The sequence below is a fragment of the Rhodococcus sp. AH-ZY2 genome, from assembly GCF_030916465.1.
In the GTDB taxonomy this organism is placed as follows: domain Bacteria; phylum Actinomycetota; class Actinomycetes; order Mycobacteriales; family Mycobacteriaceae; genus Rhodococcus; species Rhodococcus ruber.
This window is the reverse complement of the sequence record NZ_CP126458.1, coordinates 3,718,393-3,745,042: the sequence shown is the minus strand read 5'-3', so window position 1 is coordinate 3,745,042 and position 26,650 is coordinate 3,718,393. Positions and strand designations below refer to the sequence as shown.

Annotated in this window: 24 protein-coding genes and 3 riboswitches; of the genes, 11 read left to right on the top strand and 13 right to left on the bottom strand. The window is 74.0% G+C overall.

All coding sequences use genetic code 11. The annotated features are described in order from the left end of the window. The first annotated feature begins 55 nt into the window (after positions 1–55). The 3 genes from QNA09_RS18120 to QNA09_RS18110 all read left to right on the top strand — a co-directional run bounded on the left by QNA09_RS18120 (position 56) and on the right by QNA09_RS18110 (position 2,604). Positions 56–472, top strand: coding sequence for a DUF3151 domain-containing protein (locus tag QNA09_RS18120; protein ID WP_003938363.1), 417 nt, complete (start codon positions 56–58; stop codon positions 470–472). Continuing rightward, positions 459–1,604: an aromatic acid exporter family protein gene (locus QNA09_RS18115; protein ID WP_248957332.1), complete on the top strand. Its 1,146-nt coding sequence runs from the start codon at positions 459–461 to the stop codon at positions 1,602–1,604. The genes QNA09_RS18120 and QNA09_RS18115 overlap by 14 nt, the downstream gene beginning before the upstream one ends. Before the next feature lie 67 nt (positions 1,605–1,671). After that, positions 1,672–2,604, top strand: a complete 933-nt coding sequence (locus QNA09_RS18110; RefSeq protein ID WP_248957331.1) for a cation diffusion facilitator family transporter — start codon at positions 1,672–1,674, stop codon at positions 2,602–2,604. Positions 2,605–2,610: 6 nt separating this feature from the next. Here the strand turns inward: QNA09_RS18110 and QNA09_RS18105 are convergent, their stop codons facing one another. Then, on the bottom strand, positions 2,611–3,141 hold the full coding sequence (locus tag QNA09_RS18105; RefSeq protein WP_235157533.1) for a histidine phosphatase family protein: 531 nt from the start codon (positions 3,139–3,141) through the stop codon (positions 2,611–2,613). A 31-nt stretch (positions 3,142–3,172) separates the two neighbouring features. Beyond that, positions 3,173–3,319: riboswitch (cobalamin riboswitch) on the top strand. A 58-nt stretch (positions 3,320–3,377) separates the two neighbouring features. Between QNA09_RS18105 and QNA09_RS18100 the strand changes: the two genes are divergently transcribed. Genes QNA09_RS18100 through QNA09_RS18085 form a run of 4 tightly spaced genes read left to right on the top strand, consistent with a single transcriptional unit; the run spans position 3,378 to position 6,599 of the window. Beyond that, on the top strand, positions 3,378–3,542 hold the full coding sequence (locus QNA09_RS18100; protein ID WP_003938359.1) for a CbtB domain-containing protein: 165 nt from the start codon (positions 3,378–3,380) through the stop codon (positions 3,540–3,542). 11 nt (positions 3,543–3,553) lie between these two features. Next, the gene (locus QNA09_RS18095) at positions 3,554–4,369 is read left to right on the top strand and encodes a CbtA family protein (protein ID WP_010593212.1); all 816 of its coding nucleotides are present in this window, start codon (positions 3,554–3,556) and stop codon (positions 4,367–4,369) included. Between the two features lie 5 nt (positions 4,370–4,374). Continuing rightward, positions 4,375–5,868, top strand: a complete 1,494-nt coding sequence (locus QNA09_RS18090) for a cobyric acid synthase (RefSeq protein ID WP_119699986.1) — start codon at positions 4,375–4,377, stop codon at positions 5,866–5,868. Further along, positions 5,865–6,599 (top strand): cobalt-precorrin-6A reductase, encoded by a 735-nt coding sequence (locus QNA09_RS18085; RefSeq protein ID WP_064066614.1) that lies wholly within the window; start codon positions 5,865–5,867, stop codon positions 6,597–6,599. The genes QNA09_RS18090 and QNA09_RS18085 overlap by 4 nt, the downstream gene beginning before the upstream one ends. Before the next feature lie 48 nt (positions 6,600–6,647). Here QNA09_RS18085 and QNA09_RS18080 read toward each other — a convergent pair whose 3' ends face one another. The 5 genes from QNA09_RS18080 to QNA09_RS18060 all read right to left on the bottom strand — a co-directional run bounded on the left by QNA09_RS18080 (position 6,648) and on the right by QNA09_RS18060 (position 13,163). Then, positions 6,648–7,205 (bottom strand): hypothetical protein, encoded by a 558-nt coding sequence (locus QNA09_RS18080; RefSeq protein WP_010593209.1) that lies wholly within the window; start codon positions 7,203–7,205, stop codon positions 6,648–6,650. A 51-nt stretch (positions 7,206–7,256) separates the two neighbouring features. Further along, positions 7,257–8,201, bottom strand: coding sequence for a cobalamin biosynthesis protein (locus QNA09_RS18075; protein WP_017680726.1), 945 nt, complete (start codon positions 8,199–8,201; stop codon positions 7,257–7,259). After that, positions 8,189–10,549: a cobyrinate a,c-diamide synthase gene (locus QNA09_RS18070; protein WP_119699985.1), complete on the bottom strand. Its 2,361-nt coding sequence runs from the start codon at positions 10,547–10,549 to the stop codon at positions 8,189–8,191. Before QNA09_RS18070 ends, QNA09_RS18075 begins: the two co-directional genes overlap by 13 nt. Before the next feature lie 61 nt (positions 10,550–10,610). Continuing rightward, positions 10,611–11,225, bottom strand: a complete 615-nt coding sequence (gene cobO, locus QNA09_RS18065) for a cob(I)yrinic acid a,c-diamide adenosyltransferase (RefSeq protein WP_010593205.1) — start codon at positions 11,223–11,225, stop codon at positions 10,611–10,613. Then, positions 11,226–13,163 (bottom strand): VWA domain-containing protein, encoded by a 1,938-nt coding sequence (locus QNA09_RS18060; protein WP_248957575.1) that lies wholly within the window; start codon positions 13,161–13,163, stop codon positions 11,226–11,228. 34 nt (positions 13,164–13,197) lie between these two features. Further along, positions 13,198–13,395: riboswitch (cobalamin riboswitch) on the bottom strand. Between the two features lie 34 nt (positions 13,396–13,429). Between QNA09_RS18060 and cbiE the strand changes: the two genes are divergently transcribed. Together cbiE and QNA09_RS18050 are read left to right on the top strand one after the other, a co-directional pair. After that, on the top strand, positions 13,430–14,632 hold the full coding sequence (gene cbiE, locus QNA09_RS18055; protein WP_203011013.1) for a precorrin-6y C5,15-methyltransferase (decarboxylating) subunit CbiE: 1,203 nt from the start codon (positions 13,430–13,432) through the stop codon (positions 14,630–14,632). Then, positions 14,629–15,390 (top strand): cobalt-precorrin-4/precorrin-4 C(11)-methyltransferase, encoded by a 762-nt coding sequence (locus QNA09_RS18050; protein ID WP_010593201.1) that lies wholly within the window; start codon positions 14,629–14,631, stop codon positions 15,388–15,390. Before cbiE ends, QNA09_RS18050 begins: the two co-directional genes overlap by 4 nt. A 55-nt stretch (positions 15,391–15,445) precedes the next feature. Here the strand turns inward: QNA09_RS18050 and QNA09_RS18045 are convergent, their stop codons facing one another. The 3 genes from QNA09_RS18045 to QNA09_RS18035 all read right to left on the bottom strand — a co-directional run bounded on the left by QNA09_RS18045 (position 15,446) and on the right by QNA09_RS18035 (position 18,713). After that, entirely contained in the window at positions 15,446–16,969 is a 1,524-nt protein-coding gene (locus QNA09_RS18045; protein ID WP_010593200.1) for a precorrin-2 C(20)-methyltransferase, read from the bottom strand. Beyond that, entirely contained in the window at positions 16,966–17,616 is a 651-nt protein-coding gene (locus QNA09_RS18040; protein ID WP_010593199.1) for a precorrin-8X methylmutase, read from the bottom strand. The genes QNA09_RS18045 and QNA09_RS18040 overlap by 4 nt, the downstream gene beginning before the upstream one ends. Continuing rightward, positions 17,613–18,713: a cobalamin biosynthesis protein CobG gene (locus QNA09_RS18035; protein WP_010593198.1), complete on the bottom strand. Its 1,101-nt coding sequence runs from the start codon at positions 18,711–18,713 to the stop codon at positions 17,613–17,615. The genes QNA09_RS18040 and QNA09_RS18035 overlap by 4 nt, the downstream gene beginning before the upstream one ends. Beyond that, positions 18,706–18,933: riboswitch (cobalamin riboswitch) on the top strand. It overlaps the preceding gene by 8 nt. 66 nt (positions 18,934–18,999) lie before the next feature. Here QNA09_RS18035 and cobN point away from each other — a divergent pair. Both cobN and cobF read left to right on the top strand, forming a co-directional pair. Next, entirely contained in the window at positions 19,000–22,608 is a 3,609-nt protein-coding gene (cobN, locus tag QNA09_RS18030; RefSeq protein WP_040270659.1) for a cobaltochelatase subunit CobN, read from the top strand. Then, positions 22,605–23,378, top strand: a complete 774-nt coding sequence (gene cobF, locus QNA09_RS18025) for a precorrin-6A synthase (deacetylating) (RefSeq protein WP_010593196.1) — start codon at positions 22,605–22,607, stop codon at positions 23,376–23,378. The genes cobN and cobF overlap by 4 nt, the downstream gene beginning before the upstream one ends. Here cobF and QNA09_RS18020 read toward each other — a convergent pair. The 4 genes from QNA09_RS18020 to QNA09_RS18005 form a co-directional block, all read right to left on the bottom strand. Continuing rightward, positions 23,343–23,864: a DUF6790 family protein gene (locus QNA09_RS18020; protein ID WP_010593195.1), complete on the bottom strand. Its 522-nt coding sequence runs from the start codon at positions 23,862–23,864 to the stop codon at positions 23,343–23,345. The two genes, cobF and QNA09_RS18020, sit on opposite strands and share 36 nt — an antisense overlap. Positions 23,865–23,995: 131 nt before the next feature. Beyond that, entirely contained in the window at positions 23,996–24,508 is a 513-nt protein-coding gene (locus QNA09_RS18015) for a hypothetical protein (protein ID WP_010593194.1), read from the bottom strand. A 34-nt stretch (positions 24,509–24,542) separates the two neighbouring features. Next, complete coding sequence (locus QNA09_RS18010) at positions 24,543–25,979, bottom strand: PepSY domain-containing protein (RefSeq protein WP_203011010.1); 1,437 nt, start codon at positions 25,977–25,979, stop codon at positions 24,543–24,545. Between the two features lie 93 nt (positions 25,980–26,072). Then, on the bottom strand, positions 26,073–26,597 hold the full coding sequence (locus tag QNA09_RS18005; protein WP_010593192.1) for a hypothetical protein: 525 nt from the start codon (positions 26,595–26,597) through the stop codon (positions 26,073–26,075). Positions 26,598–26,650 lie beyond the last annotated feature (53 nt).

The following is a 26,650-nucleotide window of genomic DNA, read 5'->3' as shown; positions in this document are numbered from 1 at the left end:
CTGTTCTCCCGGGCAGCCTAACGACCGTCGTCCCGCGGTGGGCACAATGGTGGCCATGACGTCTTTCGGTGATCTTCTCGGACCCCAACCCACCCTGCTGCCCGGCGACGACGAGGCGGAATCGGCGCTGCTGAACCGCGAGGATCCGGCGAAGGTGGCAGCCGACCACCCCACCGCGTCGATCGCGTGGGCCTACCTGGCCGAAGCCGCCCTCGAGCGCGGCGAGACGATCGCGGCCTACGCCTACGCCCGCACCGGCTACCACCGCGGTCTCGACCAGCTGCGCCGCAACGGCTGGAAGGGCTTCGGTCCCGTGCCGTACGAGCACGAACCCAACCGGGGTTTCCTGCGGTGCGTCGCCACGCTGGCCCGCGCCGCGAAGGAGATCGGCGAGGCCGACGAGCACGCCCGCTGCCTCGACCTGCTCGAGGACTGCGATCCCCGCGCCGCCGAAGCGCTTGGCGTCGATTAGTCCCCGGCTGCCCACCAGGGACGGCGTCCGCCGGCGGCTGCGTGCGTCGGGGCGCCGGCTGCGGTCCTCGGCGCTGCCCATCCTGCAGTGCGCGCTCGCGGCGGGCATCGCCTGGTGGGTGGCGACGGGACCGGTCGGACACGAGCAGCCGTTCTTCGCGCCCATCGCGGCGGTCGTGTCGCTGGGGCTGTCGCTGGGGGCGCGGATGCGCCGGTCGGTCGAACTCGTCTGCGGGGTCACCGTGGGCATCGGCATCGGCGACCTGATCATCTCGTTCATCGGCAGCGGTCCGTGGCAGATCGCACTCGTCGTCGCGATGGCGATGGGCACGGCGGTGGCCCTGAACAGCGGTCCGATCTTCTCCATGCAGGCCGGGAACTCGGCGGTGCTCGTGGCGACCCTGATCCCGCCCGGCGGGTCCGGGGGCGTCGACCGCATGGTCGACACCCTCGTCGGCGGCCTGGTCGGCATCGCCGTCGTCGCCGTGATTCCCACGCATCCGGTTCGCCGGGCGCGCCGGGAGGCGGCGAACGTGCTGGCCACGGCGGCGGACGTGCTGCGCAAGGTCGAGACCGGCCTGGTCGAGAACAACCCGAAGCCGATCGAGGCGGCCCTGCGCGAGGCCCGGGCCACGCAGTCGGCGATCGACGCGATGCGCACCAACATCTCCGGCGGCAAGGAGATCAGCCGCATCTCGCCGCTGTACTGGAACAGCCGGCCGCGGCTCGAACGGCTCACGGCCGCGGCGGACCCGATCGACAACGCCATGCGCAACACGCGCGTGCTGGCGCGCCGGTCGCTCTCGCTCGTGCGCGACGACGAGATCCTCGATCCGCGGCTGGTGCGGCGCATCGACGAACTGGCCGACGCGGTGGACGTGCTGAGGGCGATGGTCCTCGCCGAGCCGGGGGAGAAGCCGGACCAGGCGGAGGCGGCCCGGGTGCTGCGGAGTGTGGCCCGGGAGATGAAGCCGGACCAGGTGCAGGGTGCGGGTCTGTCGGCCACGGTGGTGTTCGCGCAGATCCGCTCGCTGATCGTGGACCTGCTCCAGGTGGCGGGGCTGAAACGGATCTCGGCGATCGCGACCCTGCCCCCGACCGTGGAGCATCCGGCGTATCCGCCCGAGTCCTGACCCCCACCCCTCCGTTGAACATATGCGTATGTCTGCATATGATGGCCGAAACTTCGGAGGGAGGATCATGGGGGTCGGACACGGTCATTCGCACGGTCACGCCGGAGCCGGTGCGCCCGGCGAGGCGGGGCCGTCGCGGGGGCGGCTGCGGCGGATGGCGATCGCCCTCGCGATCCTGGTGGCGTTCCTGCTCCTCGAAGCCGGCGTCGCCCTGTGGATCGACTCGCTCGCCCTGCTCGCCGACGCCGGCCACATGCTCACCGACGTGGTGGGCATGTCCATGGGGATGGCCGCCCTGATCCTCGCGCGGCGCGGGAGCACCGCCGCCGCCCGCACCTTCGGCTGGCACCGTGCCGAGGTGCTCGCCGCGATGGCGAACGCCGCACTCCTGCTCGCCGTGGCGGTCTGGGTGTTCTACGAAGCGATCCACCGCATCGGCGACGCCCCCGACATCCCCGGCACGGCCCTCGTGCTCACCGCGACGGCCGGTCTGGCCGCCAACCTCGTCGTGATGCTGCTCCTGCGCGCCGATGCCAAGGACAGTCTCGCGGTCCGCGGTGCCTACCTCGAGGTCCTCGCCGACGCGGTCGGAAGCGTCGGCGTCCTCGTCGCCGGCGCCCTGGTCCTGCTGTTCGACTGGACCCTCGCCGACATCGTCGTCGGCGTCCTCATCTCGCTGTGGGTGGTGCCGCGGGCGGTGCGGCTGGCCGCGGCGTCGCTGCGCATCCTCACCCAGGCGTCGCCCGCACACCTCGACGTCGACGGGGTCCGCGCCGACCTGTCCGCCCTGCCCGGCGTCACCGGCGTCCACGACCTGCACGTGTGGACCCTGACGACCGGCATGGACGTCGCCACCGTGCACCTGATCAGCGACCACGACTCGCAGTGGGTGCTCGAATCGGCCCGCGCCGTCCTCACCTCGCACGGCCTCGAACACGCCACCGTGCAGGTCGAGACGACGGTCAACGGGCGGCGCTGCGAGGAGAACGTCACCTGGTAGCGCGGCTCAGTCCAGCCGCAGCGACCACCGGCCCGCGCGTCCGTGCAGCCGGACCCGGGCGAGCGGGCGCACGTCGATCCGCCAGAACGCCCGCGGTTCCGCGCCCAGTGCGTACCCGGTCGCGGCGCGGATCACCGCCGGGTGGGTCACCGCGACGACCCGTCCCGGCGCCAGGCCGTCGAGCCATCCGGCCACCCGGTCGCCCAGCGCCGCGACGGACTCACCGCCGTGCGGTGCCGCATGCGGATCGGTCAGCCACTCGTGCAGTCCCGCGGCCGGCACCTCGTCCATGGCCAGCCCCGCCCAGTCGCCGTAGTCCAGGTCCCGCAGCGCGGGATCGACGGCGGCCGTCGCACCCAGCGCGGCCGCGGTCTCGGTGGTGCGGCGCTCCGGTGCCACGACGACGCGGTCGGCCACCGGCGCCACCGCGCGCCCGAGTTCGCGTCTGCCGCGCTGCGACAGCGGCTCGTCGGCGGGGAACCGGACGGCGCGTTGCGCCTCCGTCGAGGCGTGGGCCAGGAGGGTGAGACGAACCACGGCGTCATCGAACCACACCCCGCGCGTTCGCCTTGACAGGGGAAGGCGGGGGTGCGAATGTTCCTTCGTTACCCGTGCCGAGGTGCAGGCAATCCGGTGCAAGTCCGGAGCGGTCGCGCCACTGTGACCGGACGTGACGTCCGGGAGTCAGAAAACTCCCTCGGTGCAAGAACTTTCGACGGGACGCGTTATCCCAGGAGGATACTTTGGCTACTGTCCACACCCCCGAGTCCACGATGGGTTCGGCAGCGCTGGCTGCCGCGATCACCGCCGTCGTGCTGCTCGCCTTCGTCACCCTCTACCTGGTCGGGTTCGACCAGGGTGCCGTGTCGCGCACCGGCATGTTCATGCACGAACTGATGCACGACGGCCGGCACCTGCTCGGCCTGCCGTGTCACTGAGCGCGGGGGCCGTGTCACCGCACCCGGATGCCGCCGTCTCGGACAGCGTCCCACTGGCCGGTCCCTACACCCGGATCCTGCTGCGCGGCCTGCTCGCCGGTCTCCTCGCGGGCCTGCTCGCCGGCGCCGTCGCGTTCGTGATCGGCGAGCCGCACATCGAGGCCGCGATCGCGCTCGAGGAATCCGCCGCCGAACACGCCGCCACCGGCGCACACACCCACACGCACGAGGCCGGATCCGCCGGTCACAGCCACGGCGAGGACGCCCTCGTCGGCCGCACCGGGCAGAAGGCGGGCCTGATCCTCGCCACCACCCTCGGCGGGCTGGCGCTCGGTGCGCTGTACGCCTCGGTGCTGCACTTCGCGCGCCGCCACACCACGCTGTCGGGTCCGGTGCTCGGACTGCTCGGCGCCGGAGCCGGCTGGCTCGCGGTCGCGGCGGTGCCGTTCCTGAAGTACCCGGCCAATCCGCCCGCGGTGGGCGACCCGGACACCATCGACCAGCGCACGCTCCTGTGGGTCGCGACGGTCGTGCTCGGCCTCGTCGCGCTCGCGGTGGCGGTCGCCGTCGCGAAGGCCCTCGCCCGCCAGGAGATGCGCACCGTCCGGCTCGCAGGCCCGGTCCTGGCCTTCCTCGTCGTGGTGGGCCTCGGATATGCGGTGCTGCCGACGATCGACGAGGTCGGTGCCGGATTCCCGGCGACGCTGCTGTGGGACTTCCGCGTTGCGTCCGTGGTCATCCAGACCACATTGTGGTTCGCCCTGGGGGTGGCGTTCGCGTTCCTCACCGAACGCGCCGATCGGCGCGCACCCGTCCGCGTGGCGTAGCCGGCGTGGGACAGGGCCTGCTCGTCGCCGGAACCACCTCCGACGCCGGGAAAACCGTGGTGACCACCGGGATCTGCCGGGCCCTGGCCCGACGCGGATTGTCGGTCGCGCCGTTCAAGGCGCAGAACATGTCCAACAACTCGATGGTGGCCCTCGACCCGGACACCGGTGCGGGCGTGGAAATCGGCCGCGCGCAGTGGATCCAGGCGGTGGCGGCCCGCGCGACGCCCGAGGCCGCGATGAATCCGGTGCTGCTCAAACCCGGCAGCGACCGTCGCAGCCACGTCGTCGTGCTCGGCCGCCCCGCGGGGCACCTCGAGGCCGGCGAGTTCGCGGGCGGGCGACGGCATCTCGCCGACGCCGCGTTCGCCGCATTCGACGACCTGCGCGCCCGCTTCGACGTCGTGGTCTGCGAGGGCGCCGGCAGCGCCGCCGAGATCAACCTGCGGGCCCATGACTACGTCAACATGGGTCTGGCCCGGCACGGCGACCTGCCGACGGTGCTCGTCGGCGACATCGACCGCGGCGGGGTGTTCGCCGCCATGTACGGCACCCTCGCCCTGCTCGACGCGCCCGACCAGGCCCTCGTCCGCGGATTCGTGATCAACAAGTTCCGCGGCGACGTCGGGCTGTTGCGACCCGGCCTCGACACGCTCGAAAAGCTCACCGGCAGGCCGGTTCTCGGTGTCCTGCCGTGGCAGCGCGACCTCTGGCTGGACTCGGAGGACTCGCTGGCCCTGTCGTCGCGACCCGCCCACGACGGCGCCGGCGCGCTCACCGTCGCGGTGGTGACGCTGCCCCGGATCAGCAACTTCACCGACGTCGACGCCCTGTGCCTCGAGCCGGACGTGCGGGTGCGGTTCGTCGACGACCCCCGCGCCGTCGCCGGTGCCGACGTGGTGATCCTGCCCGGTACCCGCGCCACCCTCGCCGACCTCGCGTGGCTGCGCGGTCGCGGCCTCGACACCGCCGTCGCCGACCACGCCCGTCGCGGGGGCGTGGTGCTCGGCATCTGCGGCGGATTCCAGATGCTCGGCCGGCGGATCGCCGATCCGCACGGCGTCGAAGGCACGCGCGATGCGTGCGTGGACGGGCTCGGATTGCTGGACGTGCACACCCGTTTCGAACCCGAGAAGGTGCTGCGGCTGCCGACCGGGACGGCGCTCGGCGTCCCCGCCTCGGGTTACGAGATCCACCACGGCCGCATCTCCCGCGGCGGCGACGAGGAGTTCCTCGGCGGCGCCCGGGCGGGAACGGTGTTCGGCACCATGTGGCACGGCAGCCTCGAGGCCGACGCCCTGCGCACCGCCTGGCTCCGCGAGGTCGCCGCACTCACCGGCCGCGACGTCGCCACCGGCACCGTCGGCTTCCACGACGCACGCGAGGCCCGCCTCGAGGTGCTCGCCGACATGATCGAGGAGCACCTCGACGTCGACACCCTGCTCGGGATGCTGGGGGACCGGCCCGCGCTGCCCACCCTGACCGGCGGCCTGGCATGACGGTGCTCGTTCTCGGTGGCACCGGAGAGGCCCGGGCGCTCGCCGCTCGTCTGGAGACCGCGGGGGTGGCGTACCTGTCGTCGCTCGCGGGACGGGTACGCAACCCGCGGCTGCCGGTGGGCGAGGTACGGATCGGCGGTTTCGGGGGCGTCGAGGGACTGCAACAGTACCTGCGCGGCAACGGGATCGACCGGGTCGTCGATGCGACGCACCCGTTCGCCGCGCGGATCAGCGGCAACGCCGCGACCGCGTGCGCGGCGGCCGGGGTGCCGCTGCTGCGCCTCGCGCGGCCGGGCTGGACCGGCACCGCCGACTGGACGTGGGTCGACGACCACGACGCCGCGGCCGTGGCAGCGGCCGGGGGCACGAGCGTGTTCCTGAGCACGGGACGTCAGACCCTCGACCGCTTCCTCGGCCCCCTCGCGCGGCACCGTGTCCTCGTGCGGGTGGTCGAACCGTTGGACCTCGACGTGCCGGACTCGTGGACGGTGCTGCTCGCCCGGGGCCCCTACACGCTCGACGGCGAGCGGGCGCTGCTCGCCGGCCACGGCGTCGACGTGCTCGTCACGAAGGACTCCGGCGGGGACCTGACCCGCGCCAAGCTCGACGCCGCGGCCGAACTCGGCGTGCGGGTCGTCGTCGTGCGCCGACCGCCGTCGCCGCCGGGGGTGCCGACGGTGACGACGGTCGCCGAGGCCGTCGCCTGGGCCTCCGAGCCGATGACGAAATAGACACCGGCGCGCCGGATTTCGCGCGCGCGGCCACGGGGATCTGCGGCGTCAGACCTGCGGGCCCTCGGCGCGCAGGTCGTCGACCTTGCGCATCGCCTCCCGGAGCTCGGCGAGCCACTGCTCGCTGTGCGTGCCGACGAGCTTGATGCACCAGGCGAGCGCGTCGGAGCGCGACCGGGCGACGCCGGCGTCGACGAGGGTGTCGAGGACCTTGCGCTCGGGCTGGCGCAGCCGGGTCATCACCGGAACGGCCAAGTGGGTGAACAACACCCGGCGATCGCCGAGGGTGACGCCCCAGGCGACCTTCCGGCCGTAGCGGGCCTCGGCCTCGTCGGCGATGCGCATGCGGTCCGGGCGGGTGCTCTCCCGGAAGCGGGCGATGCGCCCGTCGACGGCCGCGGCGCCGGCGTCCTCGGGCGGGGGGAGTTCCCCGACGACGACGATCTCCTCGCGGTCGACCTCGATGGTGGCGGGGCCGGTGAACCAGTCGTCGGGCAGTCGTCCGGAGAACCACTCGGTGGCGTCGCTCGCATCGGGGACGTCGGCCTGCTGCCAGCCGCCGGGGCGTCCGAAGCGGGGTCCGTGCATGTGGGGGGTGTGTCGCATGTCGTCCTCCTCGGGACGAAGGGTGTTTCACTGATTACAGTGTTACACCTCTTACGTGATGCGCGCCACATCCCTGGTCGCGACCGTGAGGACAGTGCACACCGCCAGCGCTCCCACGCCGACCCGCGCGGCGAGCCGCACCGCACGCCCCAGGTCCGCCGGCTGCGGCGGCGGACCGTCACCGAGAGTGCCGCGGTCCTCGACGACACCGTGATAGACGTTCACCCCGCCCAGCGTGACCCCCAGCGCCCCGGCGAACGCGGCCTCCACCGGACCCGCATTCGGGCTCGGGTGCCGGTGGGCGTCCCGGCGCCAGGCCCGCAGCGCCGCACCCGGCCGGCCGCCCAGGCCGACCGCGAGCAGCGCCGACAGCCGCGCCGGAGCCAGATTGAGCACGTCGTCGAACCGGGCCGACGCCCAGCCGAACCGCTCGTGACGGGGCGTGCGGTGGCCCACGCGGGCGTCGAGGGTGTTCGCGGCCCGGTAGCCGAGCAGACCCGCCGGCCCGGCCACCGCACCCCAGAGCAGCGGCGCGACCACCGCATCGGACGTGTTCTCCGCGAGCGACTCGAGCGTGGCGCGGGCGACGCCGGCGGCGTCGAGCTGCGACGGGTCGCGGCCGACGAGGTGGGTGACCTGCCGTCGCGCGGCGGGCAGATCCCCACGGCGCAGCTGGCCGTCGATCGTCGTGGCCTCCCGCGCCAGCGAGCGGCCGCCGAGCACGGTCCACGTCGCGGCCGCCGTCACCGCCGTCCGCAGCAGCGGGCGCCGCCGGGTGAGGCGGTCCGCGCCGTAGCCGAGCCCCGTGGCGCCGCCGACCAGCACCACGGTGAACAGTGCCCCGGCCGCCCGGTGATCCGCGTACAGCGCCCGTTCGGTCGCGCGCGCGATCCGGCCGAAGCCGCTCACCGGATGGAACCGGCGGGGATCGCCGAACGCCCGGTCGGCGGCATAGCCCAGGACGAGGCCGGCGGCGCGGGCATTCACGTCGGCCACGCCTCGAGCAGCGCCGCGGTCGTCTGCGGGTCGCGCACCGCGATGCGCACCCAGTCCGCGCCGAGGCCGGGGAACGTGTCGCCGCGGCGCACCGCGAACCCCCGGCCCCGCAGGCGCTCCCGCGTGCCGGCCGGGACGTGTGCCAGCACGAACGGCGCCGCGGACGGTCCGGCCACCGCGACGCCGAGGGCGGTCAGGCCGTCCACGAGGACGGCGCGGTCGGCCGCGATCTGCACGGCGGCCCGCTCGGCCTCGACCGTGGCCGCCGCCGACGCGCACGCGATCATCGCCGCCGCCGCCGGTGTGGACACAGACCACGGTGGCTGGTGCGCGGCCAGTTCGGCGACGATCGACTCGTCACCGAGCACGTATCCGGCGCGGATCCCGGGAATCGCCCACGTCTTGGTGAGCGAGCGGATCACCACGACACCCGGAATCGACTCCCCGGCAAGCGATTCGGTCTCTCCCGGTACCGCATCCATGAACGCCTCGTCCACCACGAGCACCCGCCCGGGGCGCGCCAGGGCCCGCAGCGCGGCAGCCGGGTGCAGCACCCCGGTCGGGTTCGTCGGGTTGCCGACGACCACGAGGTCGGCGTCGTCGGGCACCGGCGCCGCGTCGAGGACGAACCCGTCCTCGGCCCGCAACAGCACCCGGGTCACCTCGTGCCCGGCGACGCGCAGCGCCGCCTCCGGCTCGGTGAACTGCGGGTGGATCACCACCGGTCGCGCCCAGCGGCGGGCGCGGGCGACGAGGGTGAACGCCTCCGCGCCGCCGGCGGTGGGAAGCACCTCGTGCGGATCGCGGCCGTGCCGCGCGGCCAGGGCCGCGCGGCACGGCCGCGGATCCGGATACCGGTCCAGTTCGGCCAGCGAGCCCGTCAGTGCCGCCTCCAGCCAGTCCGGACGCGGCCGGCGCGCGACGTTGACGGCCAGATCCACCAGGCCGGGGGTCGCCTCCCGGTCACCGTGGTGCTGCAGGTCCGGTGCGGCGGTACGGGTCGTGCGTGGCGGCGGGGGGACCGGCGTCGCGGCCCGCACCGCCTCGGCGAACCGCCGGGCAAGGACCGGATGCCCGGCCCAGTGGGTGTGCAGATAGGACGCGTGCACGGTGGCGGAGGCGAACCCGTCGGGCCTACCGCCCAGCAGCCACGCCGGCTCGCCGGTGGAATCGACGGTGGTGCGGTGGAATTCGTGCCCGGTCACCCGAGCGCCCGCCGGGGCGAGCAGCGTGTCGCGGGGCGCGACGGCGGTGCGGTAGCCGAGGGTGAGCCGCGGGGTCATCCGCGCGGACGCGTCGACCGCGCCGACCATCGGAGCGCCGTCCACGTCGCGGCACAGGTACAGCAGGCCCGCGCACTCGGCGACGGTGGGCGTGCCGGCCGCGATCGCGGCCCGCAGATGCTCGCGCAGCGGCGTGTTCGCAGCCAGGTCGGCGGCGTGTACCTCCGGGAACCCGCCGCCGAGGTAGATTCCGGCGGTGCCGTCCGGCAGGCGTTCGTCGCGCAGCGGGTCGAAGACGACGGTGCGGCACCCGGCGGCGCGCAGCATCTCCTCGGTCTCGGCGTAGCGGAACGTGAAGGCGCGACCCCCGGCGATCGCGACGACCGGTCCGTCCTCGGCCGACTCGCCCGGCTCCCACGGTTCGGTGACGAGAGCCGGTGCGCTGCGGGCGATCCGCATCACCTCGGCGAGATCGACGCGCGCGGCGATCTGCGCGGCCAGCCGGTCGAGCTGGGCGGCCGCCCCGGCCCGCTCCTGCGCCGGCACCAGCCCCAGGTGCCGCGACGGCGCCGAGATCCCGTCGTCGCGCTGCAGCACCCCGAGCACCGGAACGCCCGTCGCGGCCAGGGCCTCGACCACCTCGTCGGAATGCCGCACCGAACCGGCCTTGTTCAGGATCACCCCGGCGATGCGGACACCGCGGTCGAACGTGGCCATGCCGTGCACCACCGCCGCGATGGAACGGGAGGCGTGCGAGACGTCGACGACGAGGACCACCGGGGCGCCGAGCACCGTGGCGGTGTGGGCGGTGGACGCGAAACCGTCGGCGCCGAGCATCCCGTCGTACAGGCCCATCACGCCCTCGACGATCGCGACGTCCGCGCCGCGGGCGCCGTGCGTGAGCAGCGGTGCGAGCAGGTCGGTGCCGACGAGGTGCGCGTCGAGGTTACGTCCCGGCCGGCCCGTCGCGAGGGCGTGGTAGCCGGGGTCGATGTAGTCCGGGCCGACCTTGTGCCCCGACACGGTGTGCCCGGCCGACCGCAGTGCGGCCATGAGACCCGTTGCGACCGTGGTCTTCCCGTGCCCGGACGCCGGCGCGGCGATCACCAGCCGCGGCAGCGTCACCACGCTGCCACCCCGAGTGTCACCACGCTGCCGAGTGTCACCACGCGGCCACACCCGAGTGTCACCACTCGATGCCCTTCTGGCCCTTCTGGCCCGCGTCCATCGGGTGCTTGATCTTCGTCATCTCGGTCACGAGATCCGCGGCCTCGATCAACGCCGGATGCGCCCGGCGGCCGGTGATCACGACGTGCTGGTGGCCGGGACGCGCGGCGAGCGTCCGCACCACCTCGTCGGCGTCGATCCAGCCCCAGCCGATCGGGTAGGTGAATTCGTCGAGCACGTACAGCCCGTGCTGCTCGGCGGCGAGCCGGCGCTGGATCTCCCGCCACCCGGCGAGTGCCGCGGCGGCGTGGTCCTCCTCGGTGCCGTCCTTGCGGGACCACGACCACCCGGAGCCCATCTTGTGCCACTCGATCGGGCCGCCCGTGCCGCGCTCGGTGTGCAGGTCGCCGAGGGTCTCGAAGGCGGTCTGCTCACCGAGACGCCACTTGGCGGACTTGACGAATTGGAACACCGCGACCGACCAGCCCTGGTTCCAGCCGCGCAGTGCCAGCCCGAACGCGGCGGTCGACTTGCCCTTGCCGTCGCCGGTGTGGACCATCAGCAGCGGCCGGTTGCGGCGCTGACGGGTGGTGAGACCGTCGTCCGGCACGGTGGCCGGTTGTCCCTTCGGCATCTACGCGGCCCTTCCTCGGACGACGGTGGTGAGCGCGTCGGCGTGGACCTCGCCGACGGGAACGTGTTCGGCGCCGAGCCGTTCGGCGAGCCGGGCCGCGAGACCCATGCGGAACCGGCCGGTCTCGGAATCCACGACGACCGCGTCGATCCCGGCGGTGGCGATGCGGTCGGCGGCCGCGAGGGATCGGGCCACCGCGTCCGCACCTGCGGTGGCGCGACCGTCGGTGACCACGACGAGCAACGCCCGCCGGTCGGGTTCGCGCAGCCGGTGCCGCCGGATCGTCTCGGCCGCCTCGAGCAGTCCCTCGGCGAGCGGGGTGCGCCCGCCCGCCGGCAGCTCCCGCAGCCGGGCCGCGGCCACGTCCACCGAATTGGTCGGCGGCAGGGCGAGCACGGCGCGATCGCCGCGGAAGGTCACCAGGCCGACGGTGTCGCGGCGCCGGTAGGCGTCGAGCAGCAGCGACAGGATCGCCGTCTTGACCTGGGTCATCCGCTGCCGCGCCGCCATGGAGCCGGAGGCGTCGACGCACAGCAGCACCAGGTTGGCCTCACGCCCCTCGACGACCTTCCGCCGCACCTGCCACCCGTGCGCGTTTCCGGTAGTTCCCGCTACCGGAAACGCGCACGGGTGGGCGGCGGTGGCGCGGATGGTGGCGGGCAGGTGGATGGGGCCGGTGTCGGCGCGACGCTCGCCGACCGTGCGGCCGACCGTCGTGCGCGCCCGGGAGCGCCGGCCCGCGGTGCCGCGGCCCGTGCGGTCGGCGGTGAACAGGCGTGTCCGGTAGGGCTCGGCCGGGGTCGCGACGGACGTCGCCGCGCCGGCGCCCGCCGCACGGTCGTCCCGGTCCGGCGTCGCTTCGCCGCCTCCGGGACCGTCGGGACCGGCACCGCCGGGGCCGGGGCCGGGATCGTCCGGGTCCGGCTCGGGGGCCCGGTCGCCCAGGAGTTCGTCGAGCAGCGTCTCGTCCATGCCGGGCTCGTCGAAGGGGTTGCGGCGACGACGGTGCGGCAACGCGAGCCGCGCCGCGACCGCGATGTCCTCCCGCGTGACCTCGTCGCGACCCGCCCAGGCCGCGTGCGCGACGGCGGTCTTCGCGGTGACCAGGTCGGCGCGCATCCCGTCGACATCGAACGCCGCGCACACCTCCGCGATCGCGACGAGCGCGTCGTCGCCGAGCCGCACGTGCGGCAGCCGCTCGCGGGCCGCGGCGAGCCGCCGCGCCAGCTCGGCCTCGGCGTCGGCCCAGCCCGCGACGAACGACACCGGGTCGGCGTCGAACGCCAGGCGCCGCCGCACGATCTCCGCCCGCACCTGCGGATCGCGCGGCGCGGCCACCTCCACGGTCAGCCCGAAGCGGTCGAGCAGCTGCGGACGCAGCTCCCCCTCCTCCGGGTTCATCGTTCCGACCAGTACGAACCGGGCGGCATGCGAGACCGACACCCCGTCGCGCTCGACGGAGCACCGGCCCATCGCCGCGGCGTCGAGCAGCAGGTCCACGAGATGGTCGTGCAGCAGGTTGACCTCGTCGACGTAGAGCACCCCGCGGTGCGCCCGGGCGAGCAGGCCCGGCTCGTACTCGGCGGTGCCCCCCGACAGTGCCTTCTGCAGGTGCAGGGAGCCGGTGACCCGGTCCTCGGTGGCGCCGACGGGCAGTTCCACCAGCCGCGCCGGCCGGGTCTGCGCCGCCGCACCGTGCGGATGCGGGCCGTCGGGACAGGACGGGTCGGGGGCGGCGGGGTCGCACGCGAACCGGCAGCCGGCGACCTCCGTGACCTGCGGCAACAGCGCGGCCTGGGCGCGCACCGTGGTCGACTTGGCGGTGCCCTTCTCCCCGCGCACGAGCACCCCGCCGATCGACGGCGACACCGCGCACAGGGACAGGGCCAGCGCGAGGTCGTCGGAGCCGACGACGGCACTGAACGGATACACGTGCACTTTCAACCTCCACAGGCTCCCGCTGGGATGTCTTCTCGGCAAACGGAATCGAGGCCGGTATTCGGACTTCCCGGTCGGACGCCGTGCGATCGCCTTCCCGGACCGGGCGGTCCAGTGGCTGCGCGTGATGCGCATGATCGACGACTCCCGGGTCACCGCAGCGGGCCTGTGCCGGATTCACACCGGCTTCCCGATTATCCCCGTGAGGGGCACCTCGATTGTCTTGCCGGCGCCGAGTCTAACCGCACCGGCTAGGGTTCGACGCCATGGGCTCACACATCACCGTCGTCGGCATGGGTGCCGACGGCTGGGACGGCCTGCCGCCCCCCGCCCGCGACGCGGTGCTCGGCGCGCAGGTCCTGCTCGGTGGGCGGCGCCATCTGGCGCTGCTGCCCGAGACCGGCGCCGTCCGCGAGCCGTGGCCGTCCCCGCTGCGCGACGGACTCGACGCGCTGCTCGCGCGGCACCGCGGCCGCACGATCGTGGCGGTCGCGTCGGGCGATCCGCTCGTCTCCGGCATCGGGACCACCCTGATCGACCGGCTCGGCGCCGACGCGGTGACGGTGCTGCCCGCCGTGTCGTCGGTGGCGCTGGCCCGCGCCCGCATGGGGTGGAGCGCCGAGTCGGTGGACGTGGTGACGCTGGTGGGCCGGGACGTGCACGCCGTCCGCCGCGCATTCGGGTGGGGGCGGCGGCTGATCGTGCTCTCCTCCGACGGCTCCACCCCGGCGCGGGTCGCCGACCTGCTGCGCCGAGACGGGTTCGGCGCGAGCACCCTGACCGTGCTGTCGGACCTCGGCGCGCCCGAGGAGGCGCGGCGCACCGCCGCCGCCGACGACTGGTCCGGCGACGCGCCCGCGCTCAACGTCGTCTGCATCGAATGCTCCGGAGCCGAGGGGTATCCCGCGACGCCCGGCCTGGCCGACGACGCGTTCGAGCACGACGGTCAGATTTCCAAACGCCCGATCCGGCTCGCCGCGGTGTGCGCGCTCGCGCCGCGGCCGGGGCAACTGCTGTGGGACGTCGGGGCCGGCGCCGGGTCGGTGGGCATCGAGTGGGCCCGCACCGATCCGCGCTGCCGCACGGTGGCGATCGAACGCGACGAGACGCGCGCCGACCGGATCGGCCGCAACGCCGCGCGGCTCGGCGTCCCGTCGGTCGTGGTGGTGCGCGGCGCCGCCCCCGACGCGCTCGCCGGTCTCGACACCCCCGATGCCGTCTTCGTCGGCGGCGGCGGGTCGATTCCCGGAGTGCTCGAAGCCTGCTGGGCGGCACTGCGTCCGGGTGGCCGTCTGGTCGCGCACGCGGTGACCCTCGAAACCGAGTCGACGTTGGTGCAGTGGTGGAAGACCCACGGCGGGGAGCTGACCCGGACGACCGTGGAACAGGCCGCACCACTCGGCGGGTTCAGCGGCTGGCAGGCGCTGCGCCCGGTGGTGCAGTGGCAGGTGACGAAAGGCGTGAGATGACAGTTCACTTCGTGGGATCCGGGCCCGGTGCGGCCGACCTGCTGACGCTGCGGGCCGCGCGCCTGCTGAGCGAGGCGCCGGTGGTGCTCTACGCCGGCACCTATCTCGACGACGAGGTGCTCGCGCACTGCCGGGACGACGCGGAGCTCGTCGACACCCAGCGCCTGGACCTGGACGAGATCACCGCGCACCTCGTCGACGCCCACCGCCGCGGCCTCGACGTCGTCCGCTTGTGTTCCGGTGACCCGTCGCTGTATTCGGCCCTGACCGAGCAGACGCGCCGGCTCGATGCCGCGGCAGTGCCGTGGGACGTCACGCCCGGTGTGCCGGCCTACGCGGCCGCCGCGGCGACCCTCGGGGCGGAGCTGACCGTGCCCGAGCTGGTGCAGACCGTCGTGCTGACCCGCACGCAGGCCCGCTCGACGACCATGCCCGACACCGAGGCCCTCGCCCGCGTCGCGGGCCTGCGCGCGAGCCTCGTGCTGCACCTGGCGATCACCCGCATCCGCGTCCTCGCCGAGGAGCTGAGCGTCGAGTACGGCGCCGACTGTCCGGCCGCGGTGGTGGCGTTCGCGTCCCGCCCGAACGAGCTGGTGCTGCGCGGCACGCTCGCCGACCTCGCCGACAAGGTCGAGGCGGCGGGACTGAAGCACACCGCGGTGATCGTCGTCGGCCGTGCCCTGGGCGTGCGGTCGGCGGACGTCGCGTGCTCGCACCTCTACGACCCGGCGCGGGACCGCAGCGGCTTCACACGGTGAACCGGAATCCGCGCGCGCCGTGACGGGCGCGGATCCCGGTGTTCCGGGCGAATGTTCAGGGACGCACCGAGCGCGACGTCCACACCGCGCCGGTCGCGGTGACCGCGGTGCCGGACGAGCCCACGAGGATCAGGCACTTCATGTCGATCGCGTCCGGGTCGAGCTTCTCGAGGGTGGTCACCTCGAGCGACTCGCCGGGGCGGCCGACGTCGCGACCGACCACCACGACGGTGTCGGCGGGGCGGTGCCGCAGCAGCACGGCCCGCGCCTGCGCGACCTGCGTGGTCCGCGACCGCGACGCCGGGTTGTAGATGCCCAGCACCAGGTCGGCCTGTGCGACGGCGGTGAGCCGCTGCTCGATCACCTCCCACGGCTTGAGCCGGTCCGACAGGCTCATCACCGCGAAGTCGCCGCCGATCGGGGCGCCCGCCCGCGCGGCGACGGCCTGGACCGCCGACACGCCGGGCAGCACCCGCACCGGGATCTCCGCGAACCGCGGATCCTGCGCGGCCTCGAACACCGCCGAGGCCATCCCGAACACTCCGGCGTCGCCACCCGAGACGACCGCCACCCGTTCGCCGGACAGGGCCAGCTCGAGCGCGACGCGGGCGCGGTCCACCTCGACGGTGTTGCCGGACGCGTGCCGTCGCTGCCCCGGCCGGACCGGCACCCGGTCGACGTAGGGCCCGTACCCGACGACGTGGTCGGCGGCCGCCAGCGCGGCGGCGGCCTCGGGGGTGAGCCACTTCTCGTCGGCGGGGCCGAGACCGACGACGAGCAGCTCACGGGCAGCGACCGCGTCGGGAACCTCGGCGACGACGGGCCGGGACCGGTCGGTGATGTCCCGGTTGCGCGGCGCGCGGTCGCCGGGGGTGAGGATCACCGAGAAGTACGGCACCGCATCGGCGTCGACGTCGGCGACGGGGACGATGCGCTGCCCGCCCATCGACGCGCGCTCGACGTACACCGCGTCGTCGAGCCGGCCCGCCTGGGCGAGCGCGGCGCGGACCGCGGGGAAGGTGCGGCCCAGCTTCATGATCGCGGCGCCGTCGGTGTCGGCGAGACGGCGCGCCAGTTCCGGCTCGGGCAGCGTGCCGGGCAGCACGGTGAGCACGTCGGTGCGCCGCACCAGCGGTTCCGCCGCGGCGGCCGCGGCCGCGGACACCGACGTCACGCCCGGAACCACCTCGGTCGCATAGCGGTTCGCGAGCCGGTCGTGCAGGTACATGTAGGAGCCGTAGAACAGCGGGTCGCCCTCGCACAGCACGACGACGGTGCGGCCGGCGTCGAGGTGCGCGGCCAGGCGCGCCGCGCACTCGTCGTAGAAGTCGGCGATGGCCCCGTCGTAGCCGCCGGGATGGTCGGTGGTGCCGGTGGTGACCGGGTAGACCAGCGCCTCCTCGAGCACCCCCTCCCGGATCAGCCCGGCCGCGATGCCCCTCGCGATGGACCGGCCGTGGGTGCCCGAGTGGTAGGCGATCACGTCGGCCTGCTCGATCAGCCGGGCCGCCTTGCGGGTGATCAGCTCGGGATCACCGGGGCCGAGGCCCACGCCGTAGAACCGTCCGGTGTCGTTCACTCCGCCTCCTGGGCCAGGGCATTGATCGCGGACGACGCCATCGCCGAGCCGCCGCGACGTCCCCGTACCACCAGGTAGGGCAGCTGCAGCGGATGCGCGGCGAGCGCCTCCTTGGATTCGGCGGCGCCGATGAACCCGACCGGCACCCCCACGATCGCGGCCGGCCGGGGGCCGCCGGCGTCGATGAGCTCGAGCAGGTGGAACAGCGCGGTGGGTGCGTTGCCGATCGCGACGACGGCGCCGTCGAGGCGGTCCTCCCACAGCGACACCGCCGCGGCCGAGCGGGTGGTGCCCCACGCCGACGCGAGCTCGGGTACCCGCGGGTCCCGCAGGAAGCACAGCACCTCGTTGTCCGCCGGCAGCCGGGTGCGGGTCACCCCGGACGCGACCATGTGCGCGTCGGTGAGGATCGGCGCGCCGGAACGCAGCGCCGTGCGCGCCGCGGACACCAGGCCCGGGTGGATCGCGAGGTCGCGGGTCAGGTCGGTCTGCCCGCAGGCGTGCACCATGCGCACCGCGACCTTCTCGGCGTCGGCCGGAATCGCGGACAGGTCGGTTTCGGCGCGGATCGTCGCGAACGACCGGACGTAGATGTCGGCGCCGTCGGTGACGTAGTCGTAGCGCCGGGGTGGGGGGGACAGGGTCATGCCGGGTTCCTCGCGAGCAGGAGCGTGTGGGGGAAATTCGGTGCGCCGCAGGATCGTTCGCATCCCACGACGTGCAGGTGGCCGGGTGGCGGCGCATCGGCGACGACGCGCCGGGCCGTGGCACGGGTGTCGCCCCCGGCGAGGCTACACCGCGGCGCGCCGGTGCATGCGGTGGTGCGGGTCCACGGCGACGCGCCGTCGAGGACGAACCCGGCGTCGCGCAGCGGCTGCGGATCGTGCTCGCCGGGCAGGACCAGGCCGCGCCACGGGGTGACGATCACGTCCGGCACGGGCAGCGCCGCCACCATCGCGGGCGAGAGGATGCCCAGCGGGACCAGGACCGAGACGGCTCCGGGCAGGGGGCCGTACGGCGCGGTGTACCGGGTGGGCGGCGGCAGCGGCGCACCACCGCCGAGTTCGGCGCCGGCCTCGGGCAGTCGGTGCACGTGCCAGCTGGTGCCGCGGATCGCCGCGAACCGTTGCGCCAGGTCGACCAGGGTCCCGACGGCCCGCTCGGCCGGCACCACCGGGCCGGAGCGCCGGCCGATCGTGACGCGGAACAGTCCGGGTTCGACGGCCACCGCGGCGAGGTCGCAGCGCAGGGTGGTGACGTCGCCGCGGCCGTCGTCGAGCCCGAAGAGGAAACGCCCCGGCAGCTGCGCCAGGGCGGGCTCGGCGCACAGGGCGGCGTCGAGCGCGCCGATCAGCGGGCGGATGTCGGCGCGGCCGCCGGTGATCCCGGACAGCGGCGAGGCGACGACGTTGCGGACCCGTTCGTGCGCCGGCGCCGGCAGGAACCCGGCCGCCGTCACCGCCTCGACCAGGCCGGCGGGCACCCCGCCGCACTCGTCCAACGCGACGCCCCTGATCTGCAGGTTTCCGCGTGAGGTGAGGTGCACGTCGCCGTCCGCGAAGGCGACCGACGCCTCCGACAGCGCCTGCAGGCCGCCGTCCGGGAGCCGGCCGCCGGGCGCGCGCAGCCGCACCAGCGCGCCGTCGGCGGCGAGGTGGGGGCGCAGCAGACCGGGGCACCGATCCTGGGTGAGCGCAGCGACGGGGGATGCCGCCTGGGCCGGCGCCGGGGGAAGGTCGACCATGGGGGCACATGGTTGCACACGTGCGCTAAGCTCCACCTGCCGTGGTGCTCGGGAAGCCGGTGTGAGACCGGCGCGGCCCTCGCCACTGTGAGCGGGTAGTTGCTCGCCCTCGTCCGAACCGGTCCGCCGGTCCGGAGACCACTGGACGCACGTCCGGGAAGGTCGGCGCAGCAGCGACGATCCGTCAGCCAGGAGACCGGCCACGGCACGGGAAGTCCACGAGGGTTTGGAGACTGAACATGACCGAATTCGTGCTGCGCGGAATCGAACTGCGCAGGACCCGGCCGTGACGCGGCTCGCGCTGCTGTCCACGTCCGACACCGACCTGCTGTCGGCGCTGAGCTCCGACGCCGAATACGCGCTGGGCAATCCGTCGCGCCTCGACGTCGGCACCGAGCTGCCGCGCCTGCTCGACGGCGCCGACCTGGTGATCGTCCGCATCCTCGGGTCGGTGCGGTCCTGGCAGAACGGCATCGACGCGGTCCTGGCGCACGGCGCACCCGTCGTCGTGCTCGGCGGCGAGCAGCTGCCCGACGCCGAGCTGATGAGCCACTCCACCGTCCCCGTCGGCATCGCCACCGAGGCGCACGCCTACCTCGCGCAGGGCGGGCCCGCGAACCTCGCCCAGCTGCACGCCTTCCTGTCCGACACCGTCCTGCTCACCGGCGAGGGCTTCGATCCGCCGGCCGCGCTGCCCGAGTGGGGCAGCCACGCGCCCGCCGCGGCCGATCCCGACCTGCCGAGGGTGGGCATCCTGTACTACCGCGCCCACGAGACCAGCGGAAACACCCGCTTCGTCCGTGATCTCGCGCGGGCGGTCGACGCCACCGGCCGCGCCGTGGCCGTGCCGATCTTCTGCTCCACCCTGCGCGGGGCCCCCGCGGACCTGCTCGCCGAACTCGGCACCCTCGACGCCCTGATCGTCACGGTCCTGGCCGCCGGTGGTACCCGCCCGGCCACCGTCTCCGCCGGCGGCGACGACGATGCCTGGGACGTCGCAGCGCTTGCCGCGCTCGACGTTCCGATCCTGCAGGCGTTGTGCCTGACCTGGGGACGCGACGCGTGGGCCGAATCCGACGAGGGAGTTTCCCCGCTCGATTCCGCGACGCAGATCGCCGTCCCCGAATTCGACGGCCGCATCATCACGGTGCCGTTCTCGTTCAAGGAATTCGGCGCCGACGGCCTGCCGCGCTACGTCACCGACCCCGAACGGTGCCGTCGCGTCGCCGGTATCGCCGTCGCGCACGCCCGTCTGCGGCGCATCCCACCCGCACGGCGGCGCCTGGCGATCATGCTCTCGGCGTATCCGACGAAACACTCCCGCGTCGGCAACGCCGTCGGCCTGGACACGCCCGTCTCCGCGATCCGGCTGCTGCGCGCGCTGCGCGAGCACGGCTACGACCTCGGCGACGGCTTTCCCGGCCTCGACACCGACGACGACGCCGAGGCAGGCAACGCGCTGATCCACGCCCTGATCGCCGCGGGTGGCCAGGACGAGGAGTGGCTCAGCGCCGAGCAGATGGCGGGCAACCCGGTGCGGGTGAGCGCGGCGCGCTACCGCGAGTGGACGGCGGACCTGCCGTCCGAGCTGACCGGCGCGATGACCGAGGCGTGGGGCGAGGCCCCGGGCGAACTGTTCGTCGACCGCAGCGCCGACCCGGACGGCGAGATCGTGCTCGCCACCCTGCAGGCCGGCAACGTGGTGCTGATGATCCAGCCGCCCCGCGGGTTCGGCGAGAACCCGGTGGCGATCTACCACGATCCGGACATGGCGCCGTCGCACCACTACCTCGCGGCGTACCGGTGGGTGGAGAACGGCTTCGGCGCCGACGCCGTCGTCCACCTGGGCAAGCACGGCTCGATGGAATGGCTGCCCGGCAAGAACGCCGGGCTGTCGGCGGCCTGCGCGACCGACGCCGCCGTCGGCAACCTCCCGCTGATCTACCCGTTCCTGGTCAACGATCCGGGGGAGGGCGCCCAGGCGAAACGCCGCGCCCACGCGACCATCGTCGACCACCTGATCCCGCCGATGGCGCGGGCCGAGTCGTACGGCGACATCGCCCGGCTCGAGCAGCTGCTCGACGAGTACTCCAACATCGCCTCGATGGACCCGGCCAAGCTGCCCGCGATCCGCGCCCAGATCTGGACGCTGATCCAGGCCGCGAAGCTCGACCACGACCTCGGTCTCCACGACCGCCCGCACGACGCCGAATTCGACGACTTCCTGCTGCACGTCGACGGCTGGCTGTGCGAGGTCAAGGACGCGCAGATCCGCGACGGTCTGCATGTGCTCGGCACCGCGCCCGTCGGGGAGGCCCGCGTGAACCTGGTGCTGTCGGTGCTGCGGGCTGCGCAGGTGTGGGGCGGCAGGGCGCACGCGGTGCCCGGGCTGCGCACCGCGCTCGGGCTGAAGCCGGATGCGCCGCTCGCCGAGACCGACGCGGTCGAGTCCCAGGCCCGGGCCCTGGTGCAGGGCATGGAGGACGCCGGCTGGCGGGTCGAGCGCGCCGGCACCGTCGTCGAACAGGTGCTGGGACAGCCGGATCCGGAGGTCGAGCGGGTGCTCGCCTTCGCCGCCGAGCAGGTCGTGCCGCGTCTGGCCCGCACCACCGACGAACTCGACGCGGTGCTGCACGCCCTCGACGGCGGCTACGTCCCCGCCGGTCCGTCCGGGTCGCCGCTGCGCGGCCTGGTCAACGTGCTGCCCACCGGCCGCAACTTCTACACCGTCGACCCGAAGGCGGTGCCGAGCCGGCTCGCCTACGACACCGGCGTGGCCCTGGCGAACAACCTGCTCGACCGGTACCGCGCGGACACCGGCGACTACCCGCCGTCGGTGGGCCTGTCGGTGTGGGGCACCTCCGCGATGCGCACCTCCGGCGACGACATCGCCGAGGTGCTCGCCCTGATCGGCGTGCGCCCCGAATGGGACGCCGAGTCCCGGCGGGTGCGCGAACTGACCGTGATCCCCCTCGACGAACTCGGCCGGCCCCGCATCGACGTCACCGTCCGCATCTCCGGGTTCTTCCGCGACGCCTTCCCGCACGTCGTCGCGATGCTCGACGACGCGATCCGCACCGTCGCCGCCCTCGACGAGCCCGACGACCTGAACTTCGTGCGCGCGCACGCCCGCCGCGACGAGGCCGAGCACGGCGACCCCGAGCGCGCGGTCCGGCGCATCTTCGGTTCCCGGCCCGGCTCCTACGGCGCCGGCATCCTGCCGCTCATCGACTCCGGGAACTGGCGCAGCGACGCCGATCTCGCCGAGGTGTACACCGCGTGGGGCGGCTTCGCGTACGGGCGGCACCTGCACGGTGTCGCGGCCGCGGACGACATGCGCGCCAACTACCGGCGGATCGCGGTGGCGGCGAAGAACACCGACACCCGCGAGCACGACATCGCCGACTCGGACGACTACTTCCAGTACCACGGCGGCATGGTCGCCACCGTCCGCGCGCTCACCGGCGCGGACCCGAAGGCGTACATCGGCGACTCGACCACCCCCGACCAGGTCCGCACCCGCTCGCTGGCGGAGGAGACCGCCCGCGTGTTCCGGGCCCGGGTGGTCAATCCGCGCTGGCTCGCCGCGATGCGCCGGCACGGCTACAAGGGGGCGTTCGAGCTCGCCGCGACCGTCGACTACCTGTTCGGCTACGACGCCACCGCCGGCGTCGTCGCCGACTGGATGTACGAAACCCTCGCCCGCACCTACGCGCTCGACCCGGAGAACCAGCAGTTCCTGCGCGAGGCCAACCCGTGGGCGCTGCGCGGCATCGTCGAACGGCTCTCCGAGGCCGCCGACCGCGGGCTGTGGGCCGAGCCGGATCCGGCGACGCTCGCGGAACTGCAGCAGGCCTACCTCGACGTGGAGGGCGACCTCGAGGACCGCGGATGAGAAGGCGGCTGCGGCTGATCGGGATCGGGCCGGGTGGTCCCGACGACCTCACCGTGGCCGCGGTCCGGGCGCTGAACGAGGTGGACGTGTTCCTCGTCGCCGACAAGCAGCGCGGCGTCGACGATCTCGTCGCCGTGCGGGAGGAGATCTGCCGCCGGCACGTCACCGGCGACTACCGGGTGATCACGGTGCCGGACCCGCCGCGCGACCGCGCCCCGTCCGCCTACGGCGCCGAGGTGCGGGACTGGCACGCGGCCCGCGCCGCCGTCTACGAGTCGGTGCTGCGCGAGCAGGTCGCGCCGGACGAGACCGCCGGATTCCTGGTGTGGGGCGATCCGAGCCTGTACGACAGCACCATTCGCGTCGTCGAACGCATCCGCGACCGGGGCGTGCTCGACGTCGACTACGACGTGGTCCCGGGGGTGAGCGCCGTGTCGCTGCTCGCGGCGCGGCACCGGTTGGTGCTCAACCGGATCGGCGGCCCGATCACGATCACGACGGGCCGGTGCCTCGCGCACGAGGTCGCCGCCGGGGGCGACAACCTCGTGGTGATGCTCGACGGCGCGCTCGAATGCGCCCGGCTCGACGGCGACTGGCACATCTGGTGGGGCGCCGACCTCGGCACGTCCGACGAGGAACTCGTCGCCGGCCCGCTGCACCGGGTGCTGCCGGAGATCGAGCGGGCCCGCGCCCGCGCGAAGGCGGCGCGCGGCTGGGTGATGGACACCTACCTGCTACGTCGCGCGGACGGCGTCGGCGCCGGCTCCTGACCGGGTGAGGGGAACGGCGTCGCCGCCCCGCCGGTACGACGCCGCGTACAGGACCCACGCCACGATCGGCAGGACGATGTCGAACCACAGCGGGAATCCGACGTTGCCCGGCTCGGTGTTGTCCTTCGCGAGCCAGAAGTACAGGTGACCGGCGGCGTCGCCGAAGTACTGGACGGTGGTCACGACGATCGTCGCGAGCCAGAACCCGCCGCGGAAGCGGTAGCACAGGATTCCCGCCACGCCGATCGCGAGATCGCCCATGGCGTTCTCGAATTGGAAACCTCCGTCGCCGCGGGTGAATCCGATCATCTCGGCGGTCGCGGGACCGTCGAAGACGTGGAACGCCGCCCCGATCACCGAGGCGACGCCGACCACCGCCACGAGCCACCACACGAGGTAGGTGTCGATACGGGCGGCGCCGTGGCGGTGGCGGGACTGCAGGAAGGCGCCGACGAGGGCGACGACGGCGAGTACGGCGGTCGGCACGGCAACTCCCTTCGCGGGGCAGCCGCATCCGGCCGCTTCACCGGCGAAATGTACGCCGCGCCCGGCCCGTCGCGCAGTGGAACGCCGGGACATCCGCGCGGTGCGCGGATGTCCCGGGTCGGGCATCGGCGTCAGAGCACCGGCGTGGTCACCGGCTGCGGCCGCCGGTCGGTGGGGGAGCGGCTGAGCACGACGGGCAGCCACTGCGAGGTCAGCGCCACCATGCCGAGCCAGGCGAGCACCATTCCCGCGCCGGGGGCGTGCGGAGTCTGCACCGGCATGCCGTTCTGCGACCAGTAGCCGAGCAGCCCGAACAGGGACGCCAGGCCGGAACCGAGCATCGACGCCGACGCGAGCCGCCAGCGGTGCGTGCACAGCGCCGCGGTCGACGACACCACACCGAACACCACAGCGAGGCTCACGAAGACCCGCATCGGCACGGTCGTCGTGGCCTCGTGCCCGAACCACGTGCCGAGCACCGTCCACGACCATTCGGTATCCGATTGCGGCAGAAGCAGACCCAGCACCACCGCGGCGACACAGGCGACGAGGACGCGGTGTCGCCGGCCGGCGTCGAACTCCCCGGCGATCTTCCGCTCGATGCGGGCGAACTCCTTACGGTATGCGGACAGGTCGTCGCTCACCGGCACTCCTCGTCGATAGGCACACGAGGGTTCATTATGCGCGTCCCCGGCTACGCCACCCGACGGCGGTGTCGACGACGAGGAACGCCAGCAGGCTGAGCCCGAGCACCGGGGCGAACCACCCCACCACCGCGGCCGCGACGCCGATCGCGACCGCCGGACCTGCGCCGACGCGACGGAGCGCGCCCCGGGACGGAGCGTGGCCGACGGCCCACGCCGACCCACGGGTGGGCCGTCGCCGCCACCACAGCACGTACCCGCGCACCACGACCGTGATCAACGCCACCGCCAGCAGCGCCAGGGCGACCTGCGTGATCAGCCCGAACATGATGCCCATGTGCAGGGTGATCGACCACCACGTCAGCTGCGCGGCGAGCGGCCAATCCGCGAACCGCAGCACGTCGACGACCTCGCCGGTCGCGCCGTCGACGGCGACCGAGTCGATGCCGTACACCCACGGCTGGCGGGTCTCGGCGACGGTGAAGGCGGTGCCGGTCTTCGCGGGGATCGAGGCCTCGACGACCCCGGTCAGTCCCGCCGCGGCCGCCGCGTCCAGCACCGAGTCGATGCGGGCGATGTTCGTGTCGAGCAGCGCCGGGTCGGCGGCGTGCCCGCCGTGGCCGCCGTGCCCCTCGTGGCCCGTCGCGGGTGCGGCGCTGCTCCCCGTCAGGGTCGCGTCGACGGCGGGCGTCTTCCAGTCCAGTGCCGCCCGCAGCTCGGCGATGTTGTCGCCGGCGAACCGGGACCAGGTCAGACCGGTCGCGGACAGGAACACCAGGCCGACCGCGATCCATACACCCACCACACCGTGCCAGCCGAGGGTGCGGGCCCGGCCGGTGGCGGTGCGGTCGACGGTGAGCAGGCGCGCCTCGGCGTCGCGGGTCCGGGACGTCCGGTACCGGCGCACCCACAGGTACACGCCGCCGAGCGCGATCACCCACATCCAGGACGCGGCCAGCTCGCTGTAGAGGCGGCCCGGTTCGCCGAGATGCAGGTGGCGGTGCAGCTGCGAGATCCAGGTCCGCACCGGCAGGGCGCTGCTGCTGCCGTAGACGGCCAGCTCACCGAGCGGCCGCGCGGTGACCGGGTCGACGAAGACCGCGAGCCGCTGCGACTCGCCGAGGCTCGGGTCGGCGAACAGGACCCGGGTGGTCTCGCCGGGCGCCGCGGCCGGCCGCACCGCGGTGACGGTGAGATCGGGCCGCTGGCCGGTGGCCACCCGGATCTGCTCGGCCACCGGCACGGCGGGACCGGTGGCATCGGTGTGCAGCTGATCGCGGTAGACGAGTTGCTCGATCGTCGGCGCGAGCGCGTAGAGGCCGCCGCTGACCGCGGCGATCAGGATGAACGGGGCGACGAGGAGGCCGGCGTAGAAGTGCAGCCGCAGCACGAGTGGTCGCAGGGAGGAGGTGCCGGATCGGCGGGTCGGGGGCGGGACGGAACGATCCGTCCCGAGGTCGGTCGTGGACATGCGAATGCTCGTTTCGATCGTCGGTGACGACGGCAGCGTCGTCACACGTGGGAAAGCCGCCGCGGGGTACGGACGCGGCGGAACAGGATCGGGTCAGGCGGTGCGGGGCGGACCCCGGGTGCCGGCCTGTGCGGAAACGAGCACTCGCAGCACGAGACGTGCCCGGTGCGAGGGTGTGGCCACCCACAGCGGCGCATGCGCCGGGGGCAGGGTCAGTATCGCGGCGACGATGTGCCGCAACACGCCGAGTGCCGCGACGCAACCCTGCTCGGCCGCCCGGATCAGGGCGGCGGAGACGACGAGGGCCGCGGCGTGGGCGCCGAGCATCGCGGGCGAGAGCCCGAGGCCGTGGGCGTGCTCGGCGGTGAGGGTCAGGACGGTGTGACCGATCGTCTGGCCCGCGGCCAGGACGAGCACCAGTGCGGTCAGCGGCCGGTGCGACCGGAGCGCGGACACCGCGGCACCGAACGCGGCGCAGGCGGCGACCATCAGCACCACCGACGCCTGAGACGGAATCTCGCCGCCCGCGAGGCCGTGGGCTGCGACGGAGACCGCGGCGGAGGTCGAGCCCACGAACGCGCCACGCAGCTGCGTGGACGTCGGCGGGCGTGGATTCACGCGAAGGAGCCTACAGCGGTGTGCCCTTTGGGCTGCCCTGACCGCCCAAAGGG